Below are 12,564 nucleotides of genomic sequence, written 5' to 3'. Positions count from 1 at the left end.
TGCCTGACGCTCCCAGCATCGCCGAGGTGGCCGGTGCGCACATCTGGAGCGGCCCGGGCCGCCGGCCGGCACCGACGGCCCTTGACAGGCAGGTAAGGGCCGCCTAACTTCACCTTCCATGTCTTCGAACCTTGTGGCATTCGACCTCGACCTCACCATCGAGGAGGCCCGTCGGCGCGCCGAGGTGGTGGCCGCGCTCGGTCCCGACTGGGATCCCGTCGCGGTCATGCGCGGCGAGGACGAGGCGTACGCGCTGCTCTACTCCGGCCTCGACGCCGACCAGCAGCGCACCTACGACGACCTGGTCGCCGCCGGCGTGCTGCCCGGACAGCGGCCCGGAGAGGGGCCCGACCGTGCTGCCCATTGACCCCCAGGCCGACCACGGCCGCCGCGCCTGGGTGCGCTGCCCCGCCTGCGACGACGCCGCGGGCTGCCCGCAGTGCGAGGCCCGCCGCACCTGCACCGAGCACTGGCGCTACCTGCTCGCCAACACCGGCAGCGTCCTGCACCTCCAGTGCCCCGGCTGCACCCACGTCTGGGACCACGAGACGGGCTTCGGTGCCACCCGCTCCGCCGCCGCCCCCACCGCCCGGCGGCCCACCCGGCGCTGGTAGCACCGCCCGGACGGCGCCCGCCGGCGCCCCGGGGTCCCCCCGACGGGTGGTGATAGCGGCGTGACACCCGGGTTCGGCTGACAGCCGGCCGCCCGGCCCGTCAGCATGGCGGGGTGGTGGACTTCCATACGGACGAGAGATACCGCGCCGACGAGGGCTACGTCGTGTCGGTCGTACGGGCACTCGGCGCGGCCGGCTGCGGCGTCGACTCCTGGCAGACGGACCTGCGCACCGACGACGGCGGCCTGGGCGCGGAACTGTACTGGCGACGCCGGACCCTGGAGGCGCGCGGCGCCGAGGCCTCCTGGGACCTGCACCTGTTCTGGAACCGGAGCGTCGGCTGGTCCTACCGCTGGGGCCCCGGCCAGGGCAGCGCCGAAGCGCTGAAGCTGCACGTCGACGACCTCACCGCCCCGGCCGGCCTGGTCACCCTCGTCGGCGACCTGGTGGCCGACCGGGACGCCCGCCACCCGCGGCGCCCGCCCGGCGCGTACGCCGGCGAGGTCCGGGCCGCCCTGGACGCCTGGCAGAGCCGCCAGCCGCCCCCGAAGGCGCCCGCCCGGCCGGCGGAGTTCCACGGCGGGCACCCGGCCACCGCCCGCCGCCATCTGGTCGGGGGCCCGCTGGACGGGGAACTCCTCGACGTCAGCGCCCTGACCGCCGAACAGCTCGCGGCCGGCGTCGCCCTGCGCGCCACCGGCTGTGCCTACCCGGACGGCCGCTCCCGGTACGTCCCCGACCCGGACCGCCCCGGCTGCCTGCTGTGGGCCGGCGACGTCCCGTCCCCCGCGCCCGAGGACGCCACCGGCGGCGTCTGACCGCCGGGCGTCCGGCCGCGGCGCCCGGCGGACCCGGGGGACCCGGGGGACGCCGACCGTCGGAGCGATCGTGCCGGGCGGCTCCGGACGGCGGTGGCGGTCCTCCGGGACGCCCGTCCGCCGGTCAGGCGCCGGTGACGGCGGGGCGGCGCAGCAGGTATCCGCCGGCGCAGGCGGCGAGCGGTGCCATGCAGCAGATGAAGACCAGTCCCGCGTCGGCCAGCCCGAGCGGTTCGGTGAGCACCCCGACGCCGATGACCGGGATCGAGATGCCGGTGTAGGCGACCACGAACAGCGAGGAGATCGCTCCGGCCCGGTGCGCCTCGGGGGCCGCGCCCGCCACGGCCGCGACCGAGCCGCGGAACGAGAGCCCCTGGCCGAAGCCGCCGACCAGGGCGCTGAGCACCAGCGGTGGCAGGGCGTTCCAGGCCAGTGCGGCGGCCAGCAGGGCCAGCCCGGCGACCAGCACCAGGCAGCCGGTCGGCAGGGCCCGGGCCACGCCGAGCCGGCCGGCGAGGAGCTGTCCGAGGGTGGAGGCGAAGAAGGCGCAGAACACGATCAGCCCGACCACGGCGTGGTTGTGCACGCCCAGGCGCTGGGCCAGGAAGGCGGGCGCGACCGAGGTGAACACCCCGAACAGGGAGAAGCCGACGAACGCGGCGATCCCGGCGGGGACGAAGACCGGGCGCACCTCGGGCGGCAGCGCCGGGCGCCGGGGCCGCACGGCGCGGGCCGGCCGGGCGCCGCGGACGGTCTCGGGCAGCAGCCAGGTGACCGCGAAGGACACCGCGACCAAGGCCAGGTGCACCAGGAACGGCGTCTGCAGCGGCCGCGGCGCGTACTGGGCGAGGATCCCGGACAGCAGCGGGCCGCAGCCGAGCCCACCCATGTTGGCCGCGGTGGCGGCGAAGGCCGCCCGGGCCTCGCGCCCCGGCGGGGCGAGCTCCATCACGTACGCGGTGGCGGCGCCGGTGAACAGGCCGGCGGACAGCCCGGACAGCAGGCGGCCCAGGTAGAGCAGCGGCAGGCCGCCCTCCAGCAGGAAGCAGAGCGCGCTGAGCGCGGCCAGCCCGAGTCCGCACAGCAGCACCGGCCGGCGGCCGACGGTGTCGGAGACGTCGCCCGCGACCAGCAGGACGCCGATCACCCCGAAGGCGTAGACGGCGTAGACCACCGTGACGGTCAGTTCGGAGAAGCCGATCTGCTCCTGGTAGAGGCCGTAGAGCGGGGTCGGGAGCGTCGTTCCGGCCATGCAGACGGCGAAGGCACCGGCGGCGCCGAGGTAGTCGGCCCGGCGGACGTGCGGCGCGGCACTCTGACGATGGCTCATACGTGCCACGGTAAGGGCAGCGCGCGGGGCGCGGAGGGTGCGCGGCGGGTGCGTGGCGGCGGGCCGTGCGGCCGGACGTGACGGGTCGTGACGTGGTCCACTTGACAGCTCGTCATGTACGCGACAGGTTTGTGGCGTTCCGCTCCGCGCGGCCGGGTACCGCCGGCCGCGCGCCGGACGGCCGGACCCCAGCACCGTTCACCCTACGGAGAGTTGATGCGCACCACGCTCAGAAGACTGTTGACCGCAGGGCTGCTGATATCGCTGCTCGCCCTCGGTCTCGCCCAACCGGCGGCCGCCCGCCAGGCCGCCGCCGGAGACATCCGGGACCGCCTGGCGGCCATCCCCGGCATGACCGTCACGGAGGAGAAGCCCGCCCCGGGCTACCGCTACTTCCTCCTCACCTACACCCAGCCGGTCGACCACCGCCGGCCCTGGCTGGGCACGTTCCAGCAGCGCCTGAGCGTCCTGCACCGCGGCGAGGACCGCCCGACGGTGCTCTACACCAACGGCTACACCCTCGGCACCACCCCCTCGCGTACCGAACCGACCCGGCTGCTGGACGGCAACCAGGTCTCCGTCGAGTACCGCTTCTTCACCCCCTCCCGTCCGCAGCCCGCCGACTGGTCGAAGGCCGGCATCGAGCAGGCGGCCGGCGACACCCACCGCATCATCACCGCACTCAAGGGCGTCTACGGCCAGAAGTGGATCTCCACCGGGGCCAGCAAGGGCGGCATGTCCTCCGTCTACCACCGCCGGTTCTACCCCGACGACGTGGCCGGCACGGTCGCCTACGTGGCTCCCAACGACGTGAACGACCGTGAGGACCGCGCCTACACCGCCTTCTTCGCCCAGGTCGGCAGCGCGCAGTGCCGGTCCGCCCTGGAGGCCGCCCAGCGCGAACTGCTCGTGCGCCGAGGCACCCTGGAGCCGCGCTACGCCGCCGACAACGCCGTCGCCGGCAACACCTTCCAGACCGTCGGCAGCGCCGACCGGGCGTACGAGCTCGGCGTCCTGGACGTCGTCTGGGCCTTCTGGCAGTACAGCACCGAGGCCGACTGCGCGGCCGTCCCGGCCGCCACCGCCACCGACGACCAGCTCTACGCCTGGCTCGACACCCACTCGGGCGTCACCTCCAACAGCGACCAGGCGCTGGCCGCCTACACCGCGTACTACTACCAGGCCGGCACCCAGCTGGGCTCGCCGACCTTCGACGTCTCGCGCCTGCGGGGCCTGCTGCACTACGACACCAAGGAGCTGTACGCACCGCGCACGTACGTGCCGCGCTCGATCCCGATGCGGTTCGACCCGGGTGCCATGCGGGACATCGACGGCTGGGTGCGCCACTCGGCCCGGCGGATCATCTTCGTCTACGGGCAGAACGACCCCTGGGGAGCCGAACGGTTCACCCTCGGCCGCGGCAGTGCGGACTCGTACGTCTACACCGCCCCGGGCGCCAACCACGGCGCGAAGATCGCCTCACTGGTCCCCGACCAGTCGGCGGCCGCCACCGCCGAACTGCTCGGCTGGGCGGGCCTGGCGGCCGACGGCGCCGACGCCCGCTCGGCGCTCGGGGCCCAGCGGATCCCGCCCTTCGGGGACCTGGACCGGGCCGGGCTCCTGCTGGAGCACCACCGCCTGTAGCGCCGGAGGTCCGGCCGACCGCGCACCGCGGTGGGCCGGACCTTCGAGGTGCCCTACGACTCCGGCCGGACGGTGCCGCGGCCGATCCGGCTGTGGCCGCGCCCGTAGAGGAAGTACACGACCATGCCGATCACCATCCAGACCAGGAACCGCCACCAGGTCTCGGCCGGCAGGTTGATCATCAGCCACAGGCTGGCCAGGACCGACAGGATCGGCACCACCGGCACCCACGGGCAGCGGAACGAACGGTGCAGGTCGGGCCGGGTGCGCCGGAGCACCACCACACCGATCGAGACCACCACGAAGGCGAACAGGGTGCCGATGTTGACCAGCTCGGACAGTTCCTCCAGCGGGATCAGCCCGGCCAGCACGGCCACCACCACGCCCAGCATGATGATCGCCCGGGTCGGCGTGCCGAACTTGGGGTGCACCGTCGAGAAGGTGCGCGGCAGCAGGCCGTCGCGGCTCATCGCGAAGAACACCCGGCTCTGGCCGAGCAACAGGATCATCGTCACCGAGGTCAGACCGGCCACCGCGCCGACGTTGATGATGCTGGCGAAGGCGTCCTGCCCGACCGCCTTGAAGGCGTCCGACAGCGGTGCGTCGCTGGAGAGTTCGGTGTACTTCTGCATGCCGGTGACCACGACCGACACCGCCATGTACAGCAGCGTGCAGATGAACAGCGAGCCGAGGATGCCCCGGGGCACGTCGCGCTGCGGGTTGCGGGTCTCCTCCGCGGCGGTCGCCACCACGTCGAAGCCGATGAAGGCGAAGAACACCACCGCCGCCGCCGTGAAGATGCCCATCACGCCGAAGTCGGTCGGCGTGTAGCCGAACAGCACCTGGATCAGCGGGGACTGAGCGCCCGACTTGCCCTCCACGGTGGTCGCCGGCGGGATGAACGGCGAGTAGTTGTCGGCCTTCACGAAGAACAGGCCGGCCACGATCACGATCAGCACGACCGTCACCTTGATCGCCACGATCACCCGGGTGATCTCGGCGGACAGGTGCATGCCGAGCACGATCACCGCGGTCAGCAGCAGGACCAGCGCCGTGGCCAGCAGGTTGAAGCTCCAGCCGCCGGTGGACGCCCCCGACAGCGCGTGCGGCAGGGTCACCCCGCCGCTCTCCAGCAGCGACTGCACGTAGCCGGACCAGCCGACCGCGACCACCGCCGCGCCCAGCGCCAGCTCCAGCACCAGGTCCCAGCCGATGATCCAGGCCGGCAACTCGCCGATGGTCGAGTACGCGAAGATGTACGCCGATCCGGCCACCGGGACGGTCGAGGCCAGCTCGGCGTAGCAGAGTGCGGCCAGCGCGCACACCACACCGGCCGCCGCGAAGGACAGCGCGACGGCAGGCCCGGCGTGGTTCTTCGCGGCGGTGCCGGTGAGCACGAAGATGCCGGTGCCGATGATGACACCGACACCGAAGACGGTCAGGTCCAGCGCGGACAGGGAACGGCGCAGCTGGTGCTCGGGCTCATGGGTGTCCGCGATCGACTGCTCGACCGGTTTGGTCCGGACGAGGGAGCGCATCAGGGGTTCCGACTCGGGCGTGGTGCTCATACGGGCCTCCGGGGGTCGTCCGGTCACGGCTACCCAGGTTCGGGTGCCGTACGACCCCGGGAGGCGAGGCTTCAGCCGTAAGGCCCTGTGTCCCGCCCGTCCGGCCGCTCCCGGCGCTCCGGAACGCCCCCGGGGTGCCGGGACGTGCGGGCTGCGGGAGTCTGGACGAAACGGCACCGGTTGTCGGACGGAAGGAGTGCGCTGTGGCGGAAGAAACGGACGACGCCAGGGGCGACGACGTCTATCAGCCGGACGGCAGCGAGGTCACGGACGACACGGGCGTGCTCGACGCCGAGGACACCCTGCTCGACCGGGGCGCGGACCCCTACGACGAGGGCTGGTCGCCACCCGAGCGACCACTGGCCGTGGAGCGGTTCGGCACCACCGGCAACGAACAGGCCGAGGGCCAGACCCTGGACCGGCGGCTCGCGGAGGAACTGCCCGACCCCGCCCTCGGCGACCTGACCGAGACCACCGACGGACTCGGGGACGCCTCCGACACCGACGGGGAACTCGTGGACGACGAGGTCGGCGACAGCCGGGCCGGACGGCTGGTCGCGCCGGACGGTCGCCGGGGCGGCATGTTCGCCTCGGACATCGGGATCGACGGCGCCGCCGCCTCGGCGGAGGAGGCCGCCGTCCACGTCGTGCGGGACGGCGAGGACCGGGCCCGCTGACCGGGCCCGCCCGCCCCGCCGGGCACGGCGGCTCGCCCCGGACCTGCCCGGGTTTCCCCGCCCGAGGCGGGAGAATGCCGGAGTGACGCCATCCGACGAGGCCCCCCGCCTGACCGGCCGGACCGCCTGCGCCGGCGCGAACAGGACCCCGCTGCGGGAGTTCCTGCGGACCGAGACCGGCAGCGCCGCCGTCCTGCTGGCCGCCACCCTGGCCGCGCTGGTCTGGGCGAACGCGGCGGCCGACGCGTACGAGACGTTCTGGGAGACGCACCTGTCGGTGACCCTCGGGTCGGCCGGGGTGTCCCTGGACCTGCGCGAGTGGGTCAACAGCGGCCTGATGACCTTCTTCTTCCTGGTGGTCGGCCTGGAGGCGCGTCGCGAGTTCGACATGGGGGAGCTGCGCGAACGCCGCCGCTTCGCGCTGCCGATGGTCGCGGGCCTGAGCGGGATGCTCGTCCCGGTGCTGGTCTACCTCGCCGTCACCGCCGGCCACGGCTCCGGGCACGGCTGGGGCGCCGCGATGTCCACCGACACCGCCTTCGCCCTCGGACTGCTCGCGCTGTTCGGCAGACGCCTCCCCGACGGGCTGCGGATCTTCGTGCTCACCGTGGCCGTGGTCGACGACTTCGTGGCACTGGGCGTCATCGCGGTCTTCTACAGCGGGCACATCTCGCTCCCGGCCCTGGCGGTGGCGGCCGGCATCCTCGGGGTGATCCTGCTGGTCCGGGCCGGCGGCGTCCGCCGGGGCGCCGTCTACGCGCTGCTCGCGGCGGCGATGTGGGTCGCCCTGCTGAAGTCGGGGGTCGACCCGGTGGTGACCGGCCTGGTGATGGGCCTGATGACCTACGCCTACCCCGCGGCCCGCAGCGACCTGGAGCGCGCCAGCGGCCTCTTCCGGCTGTTCCGCGAACAGCCCACCCCCGAACTGGAGCGCTCGCTGCGCGCCGGGCTGGCCACCGCGATCTCGCCCAACGAGCGGCTCCAGCGGATGTACCACCCCTGGACCAGCTACGTCATCGTGCCGCTCTTCGCCCTCGCCAACGCGGGCATCACGCTGGACGGCGACCAGCTGGCGGACGCCTTCGCCTCGCCGCTCACCCTCGGCATCCTGCTCGGCTACACGCTCGGCAAGCCGGTCGGCATCGTCGGGGCCTCCCTGCTGACCACCGCCCTGAGCCGGGGGCGGCTGCGGCCGCCGGTCGGCTGGGGCTCCATCGCGGCCGGCGGGACCATCGCCGGCGTCGGGTTCACGGTGTCGCTGCTGATCGCGACCCTGGCCTTCGAGGGCGACCGGCTGACCGAGGCGAAGGTCGGCATCCTCAGCGCGGTCGTCTGCTCCGCCGCGCTGACCTGGGCGGTGACCGGCGTGATCGGGCTGCTGCCGCGCCGCCGGAAGATCCGGGCGCTGCTCGGCACCGCCGAGGGCCTGATCGACCTGGCCGTCCCGGTCGACGTGGCGCGCGACCACATCCGCGGCCCCCTCCAGGCCCCGGTCACGCTGGTGGAGTACGGCGACTTCGAGTGCCCGTACTGCGGCCAGGCGGAGCCGGTGGTGCGGCAGCTGCTCGCCGGGTTCGCCGACATCCGCTACGTCTGGCGCCACCTCCCGCTGCACGACGTCCACCCGCGGGCCCAGCTCGCCGCGCAGGCCGCCGAGGCGGCGGGGCTGCAGGGCGGCTACTGGGAGATGCACGACCTGCTGCTGAGCCGTCAGGAGGCGCTGCGGCTGGACGACCTGCTCGGCCACGCCGCGCAGATCGGGATCGACGTCGCGCGCTTCCGCCGGGACCTGCACGCGCACTCCTCCGCCGTCCGGGTCGCGGAGGACCTGGAGTCCGCGGACCTCAGCGGGGTCGCCGGGACGCCCACCTTCTTCGTCAACGGCAGGCGCCACCACGGCGCCTACGACCTCGCGACGCTCTCGGCCGCCGTCCGTGAGGCCGGGGCGCGGGCCGCCACCGCACCCTGAGGGGCCGTCGCCGGCCGTTGTCCTGGCATGCACGCGGACGTCACGGGCCCCACACGCCGGGGTCATCCGGGCGCACCAGGGTGGGCGCTTCGCCTCCCCGAGCAACGGAGCTGACGGACGACCATGCGACGCATCCACCGATCCGCCGTGGCCCTGGCCGCCGGTGTCCTGCTGGCCGGCGCGGCCGCCGCCCCCGCCCAGGCCGGACCGGACCGGGACCGCGGTGCCCACGGCGTCTCCGCCACCACCAAGACGCCCTACCGGCCGCAGCAGGACGTCCGTGACTACCAGCGCCCGCCGGCCGGCTTCACCGCGGTCCTCACCGAGACCGCCTCCCGGCACGGCTCCCGGGCGCTGTCCGACAGCGAGGACGGCGACCTGCTGCTGCGGCTGTGGCGGCGGGCCGCCGACGAGGGCGGCCTCACCGCACCGGGCCGCGACTTCGGCCCGGACGTGCAGGCCTTCCTGGACGCCAACGCCGCGGTGGGGTACGGCCAGCTGACCGGCCGCGGCCGGCGCGAGATGGCGGACACGGCCGCGCGGATGGAGCGGCGGCTGCCGGGCCTGTTCCACCGGATCGCCCAGGACGCGCCGAACCCCGCCGGCCGGGAACGGATCGACGTGGTCAGCTCCGGCCAGAAGCGCGCGGCCGACAGCGCCGGCGCCTTCACCGGCGGCCTGGTCGGCGCCGACCCGGCCCTGGCACCGGCCGTGCTGCCGGCCCGCACCGACCCCGGCCTGCTCTACTTCCACAAGGCCGCCGCCAACGCGGACTACCGCGACTACGTCGACCACGACCCGCGGCTCGCCGCGACCCTGGCCGCGATCCGGGACCAGGACCGCACCCACCGGACCGCCCGAAGGGCCCTGGAGCGGGTCTTCACCCCGGCGTTCGTCGAGCGGATCGCCGCCGGCGAGGTCGAGGCCGGTACCGACGAGGTGCGGGCCGCGCAGGCGCTGCACGCCCTGTACAGCGCGGCGCCGGGCCTGAGCGACGAGGGTGACTGGCACTTCGGCCGCTACCTCGGGGCCGAGGAGGCCGACTGGTTCGGCTACCTCGACGACGCCGAGGAGTTCTACACCAAGGGCCCGGGCTTCGCCGGCGCCGACATCACCTACCGGATGGCCGGTGTCCTCCTCGACGACTTCTTCGCCAGGATCGAGGCCGAGCGCGCCGGGACCGGCACCCTGGGCGCCGAACTGCGCTTCACCCACGCCGAGGAGATCATCCCGCTCGCCGCGCTGATGCAGCTGCCCGGCAGCACCGAGCAGGCCCGCCCCGAACGCCCGTACCGCTACGCCGACAACCCGTGGCGCGGCGCCTCGGTGTCGCCGATGGGCGCCAACATCCAGTGGGACCTGTTCCGCAAGGGCGACCGCTACCTGGTGCGGATGGTCTACGACGAGCGGGAGACCGCCTTCCGGCCCGGCTGCCGGCCGGTCGCCCGGGGCAGCTACTTCTACGACCTGGACGAGCTGGAGCGCTGCTTCGGCCGCACCGCGTAGGCACCGGCCGCGGTGCCGGGGATCGCCGAACGCGGCGGTGATGTCGGTGGGGGTGGGTACCGTGGGACACGCGGTGCCAGCACCATCGGCAGGAGGCAGCGAGTGAGTTTCCCGTACCAGGGCCCCAGCGCGGACCCGGCGGCCTGGGTCGCCCGATACTTCCCCCGGCCGCTGCTCGCGGCCCTCGAACAGCGCGGCGGCATCCCGCACACCGTGCGCACGCTGATCACCCGGCAACTGGCCGTCCGCACCCCCGAGCAGCTCCGGGACCGGATCGAGCGCCGCTGGTTCCAGCGGTTCTCCGGCACCGCCGGGCCGGCCCTGCTCGACGGCGCCGACACCATCGCCGCCCGCCTGGTGGAGGAGCCCGGCTGCGAGGTGTCCGTGCGCTGCGAGGACGGCTGGCTGCTGGACGAGGACGCGAACTGCACCTGGTGCCGGCCCAGCGGCACCGAGTTCTACCTGGAGGACCCGGACGCGGGCCGCCGTTCGTCGCCCGAGACGGTGACCCGGATGGCCGGTGAGATCAGGGCCCGGATGCGCCAGGGACGGCGCTCGCTCAGGGCGGCCACCGAGCGCGCCCGCGCCGAGCGGGCCGGCGAGCAGGACCGGCCCTGAGCGGCGCTGTGGCGATCGGGTGCCGCGGCCGCCGAAACGGTTCGAACGGGGTGCGGGCGGGGGAGTGATGCCGGAGCCGTGGTCGAACAGTGGCCGGGGCCGGCGCGCGAGCCGCGCCGCGGTATGGAATGTAGGGACTGGCACAGATGGCAACAGGCAAGGTGAAGTGGTTCAACGCCGACAAGGGCTTCGGTTTCATCGAGCAGGATGATGGAGGCCCGGACGTCTTCGTCCACTTCTCCGCGATCCAGGCCACCGGATTCCGGCAGCTCGACGAGGGAGCCGACGTGGAGTACCAGGTCACGCAGGGTCCCAAGGGCCCGCAGGCCGAGACCGTCGTCGTCCGCTAGGACAGGGCCGAGGGTCCGGACGTGGCCCGGGCGCGCCGGGCGGGGCCCCGCACACCGGTCACCCCGGGGTGCGGGGCCCTTGCGGTCCCGGCCGGCCGGGCGCATGGTGGGAGGTAGCTGGTCAGCAGCCTCCGCGACGGCGGGGACGGCCCGGTGGCCAACAGACGTGCGGACCACCGAGATCGATTGAGGGCTCCGCAGGACGGAGCCGAGGCCGGACGGAGGGCGAGAGCCCCGGAGCGCCGGCAGGGACCGCGGGTACGGCCCCGACGAATGTACCTCCGCAGAGTCGGAGAGGACCGGGGGCCCGGCCGTGAGCGCCGGGCCTTCGGCGTACCCGGGCTTCCGTCGTGCCGCAGTCGTGCGCCGTGCCGCCGTCGTGCCCTCGCGGGAGGCGACGCGCCGGGCGGCGGCTCGCCGTGGTGGGGCGGACCGCCGGTCCGTAGGATCCAGCGCATGCCCGCCTACGCCCTGGCCTTCGCCTTCCTGGTGGCCTTCGCCGTCGGCGTCCGGAGCGACCGGCGCCGCTTCGGCAACGCGGTGCTGCTGGGCCTGGCCGTGCTCTTCCTCGCCGTCGGGGTGCTCGGCGCGCTCGCCGGGCTGCCCGCCGCCGTGACGGACGCCGCCGCCGCCGCGATTCCGCCCGCCGCCGCCCTCGGCCTGCTCGCGGTGGCCGTCTACCTGGTCGCCAACGGCGTCACCGTGGTCCGCCAGGAGGGCGCCCGCACCTCCAACCTGTTCTCGCTGGCGCTCGGCCTCGCCATCCTCGGCCTGATCGCCCTGCTGCTCGCCGCCGAACACCTGGACTCCCGGGCGCTGCGCGCCGCGGCCGGCGGGGTGCTGCTGATCGCGGGCTACCTGGCCTTCCTGTTCCTCTGCTACCTCGGGTACGCGGCTCTGTACGGCAGTCTCACCGTGCGCCGGGACGTCGACTTCGTCGTGGTGCTCGGCGCCGGACTGCTCGACGGCGACCAGGTGCCCCCGCTGCTGGCGAACCGGCTGGACCGGGCCTGGGGCCTGTACCAGGTCCAGGCGGCGCGCGGCCGGCCGCCGACGATGATCGTCTCGGGCGGCAAGGGTACCGACGAGCGCATCCCGGAGTCCCAGGCGATGGCGGACCACCTGGTCGCCCGGGGCTGTCCACCGGGCCGGATCGAGCAGGAGAATCGTTCCCGCACGACGGAGGAGAACCTGGCCTTCAGCCGGGAACTGATGGAGCGCCACGGGCCTGGCTACCGATGCGCCGTCGTCACCAGCACCTTCCACGTCTTCCGCTCCGCCGTGCTCGCCCGCCGCGCGGGGGTGCCCGGCCAGGTGCTCGGCGCGCACACGGCGGCGTACTACTGGCCGAGCGCCGTGATCCGCGAGTTCGTGGCGGTCCTCGCGCTGTACGCGCCGCTCAACGCGGGCGTGGTCGCCCTGCTCGGGATCCTCGGCGCGGTGGCCGGCTGGAGCGCGCCGGTGCCCTGA

Annotated in this window: 12 protein-coding genes; 10 read left to right on the top strand and 2 right to left on the bottom strand. The window is 74.3% G+C overall.

From position 1 onward, the window contains the following. Nucleotides 1-118: 118 nt before the first annotated feature. From ACIOFR_RS21915 to ACIOFR_RS21905, 3 genes are all read left to right on the top strand, one after another. On the top strand, nt 119-367 hold the full coding sequence (locus tag ACIOFR_RS21915) for a DUF6400 family protein (protein ID WP_400999742.1): 249 nt from the start codon (nt 119-121) through the stop codon (nt 365-367). Further along, complete coding sequence (locus ACIOFR_RS21910) at nt 354-614, top strand: hypothetical protein (RefSeq protein WP_400999740.1); 261 nt, start codon at nt 354-356, stop codon at nt 612-614. Before ACIOFR_RS21915 ends, ACIOFR_RS21910 begins: the two co-directional genes overlap by 14 nt. 113 nt (nt 615-727) lie before the next feature. Next, the gene (locus tag ACIOFR_RS21905; RefSeq protein WP_400999738.1) at nt 728-1,432 is read left to right on the top strand and encodes a hypothetical protein; all 705 of its coding nucleotides are present in this window, start codon (nt 728-730) and stop codon (nt 1,430-1,432) included. Nucleotides 1,433-1,556: 124 nt separating this feature from the next. Here ACIOFR_RS21905 and ACIOFR_RS21900 read toward each other — a convergent pair whose 3' ends face one another. After that, nucleotides 1,557-2,762 carry an MFS transporter gene (locus tag ACIOFR_RS21900; protein ID WP_400999736.1) on the bottom strand — a complete coding sequence of 402 codons (1,206 nt, stop codon included), beginning with the start codon at nt 2,760-2,762 and terminating at the stop codon, nt 1,557-1,559. 216 nt (nt 2,763-2,978) lie between these two features. On the opposite strand from ACIOFR_RS21900, the gene ACIOFR_RS21895 reads away from it, so the two are divergent. After that, nucleotides 2,979-4,406, top strand: a complete 1,428-nt coding sequence (locus ACIOFR_RS21895; RefSeq protein ID WP_400999734.1) for a S28 family serine protease — start codon at nt 2,979-2,981, stop codon at nt 4,404-4,406. A 53-nt stretch (nt 4,407-4,459) separates the two neighbouring features. Here the strand turns inward: ACIOFR_RS21895 and ACIOFR_RS21890 are convergent, their stop codons facing one another. Continuing rightward, a complete protein-coding gene (locus ACIOFR_RS21890; protein WP_400999732.1) occupies nt 4,460-5,974 on the bottom strand; it encodes an amino acid permease in 1,515 nt (504 codons plus the stop codon). A gap of 203 nt (nt 5,975-6,177) precedes the next feature. Between ACIOFR_RS21890 and ACIOFR_RS21885 the strand changes: the two genes are divergently transcribed. From ACIOFR_RS21885 to ACIOFR_RS21860, 6 genes are all read left to right on the top strand, one after another. Next, on the top strand, nt 6,178-6,651 hold the full coding sequence (locus ACIOFR_RS21885) for a DUF5709 domain-containing protein (RefSeq protein ID WP_400999730.1): 474 nt from the start codon (nt 6,178-6,180) through the stop codon (nt 6,649-6,651). An 82-nt stretch (nt 6,652-6,733) separates the two neighbouring features. Continuing rightward, complete coding sequence (nhaA, locus tag ACIOFR_RS21880) at nt 6,734-8,620, top strand: Na+/H+ antiporter NhaA (protein ID WP_400999728.1); 1,887 nt, start codon at nt 6,734-6,736, stop codon at nt 8,618-8,620. A gap of 123 nt (nt 8,621-8,743) precedes the next feature. Beyond that, complete coding sequence (locus tag ACIOFR_RS21875; protein WP_400999726.1) at nt 8,744-10,126, top strand: histidine-type phosphatase; 1,383 nt, start codon at nt 8,744-8,746, stop codon at nt 10,124-10,126. Between the two features lie 102 nt (nt 10,127-10,228). Then, nucleotides 10,229-10,744, top strand: coding sequence for a hypothetical protein (locus ACIOFR_RS21870; RefSeq protein WP_400999724.1), 516 nt, complete (start codon nt 10,229-10,231; stop codon nt 10,742-10,744). Between the two features lie 146 nt (nt 10,745-10,890). Further along, nucleotides 10,891-11,094 (top strand): cold-shock protein, encoded by a 204-nt coding sequence (locus ACIOFR_RS21865; RefSeq protein WP_400999722.1) that lies wholly within the window; start codon nt 10,891-10,893, stop codon nt 11,092-11,094. Between the two features lie 456 nt (nt 11,095-11,550). Continuing rightward, complete coding sequence (locus ACIOFR_RS21860) at nt 11,551-12,564, top strand: YdcF family protein (RefSeq protein ID WP_400999720.1); 1,014 nt, start codon at nt 11,551-11,553, stop codon at nt 12,562-12,564.

This window comes from Kitasatospora sp. NPDC088346, assembly GCF_044740765.1.
Taxonomy (GTDB): Bacteria; Actinomycetota; Actinomycetes; order Streptomycetales; family Streptomycetaceae; genus Kitasatospora.
This window is presented reverse-complemented; position numbering and strand designations above follow the sequence as displayed.

Excerpts from the sequence above, each read along its gene's own strand:
- ACIOFR_RS21915 (WP_400999742.1), top strand. The coding sequence starts at position 119 with ATGTCTTCGAACCTTGTGGCATTCGACCTCGACCTCACCATCGAGGAG.
- ACIOFR_RS21900 (WP_400999736.1), bottom strand. The coding sequence starts at position 2,762 with ATGAGCCATCGTCAGAGTGCCGCGCCGCACGTCCGCCGGGCCGACTAC.
- ACIOFR_RS21895 (WP_400999734.1), top strand. The coding sequence starts at position 2,979 with ATGCGCACCACGCTCAGAAGACTGTTGACCGCAGGGCTGCTGATATCG.
- ACIOFR_RS21890 (WP_400999732.1), bottom strand. The coding sequence starts at position 5,974 with ATGAGCACCACGCCCGAGTCGGAACCCCTGATGCGCTCCCTCGTCCGG.
- ACIOFR_RS21875 (WP_400999726.1), top strand. The coding sequence starts at position 8,744 with ATGCGACGCATCCACCGATCCGCCGTGGCCCTGGCCGCCGGTGTCCTG.
- ACIOFR_RS21865 (WP_400999722.1), top strand. The coding sequence starts at position 10,891 with ATGGCAACAGGCAAGGTGAAGTGGTTCAACGCCGACAAGGGCTTCGGT.
- ACIOFR_RS21860 (WP_400999720.1), top strand. The coding sequence starts at position 11,551 with ATGCCCGCCTACGCCCTGGCCTTCGCCTTCCTGGTGGCCTTCGCCGTC.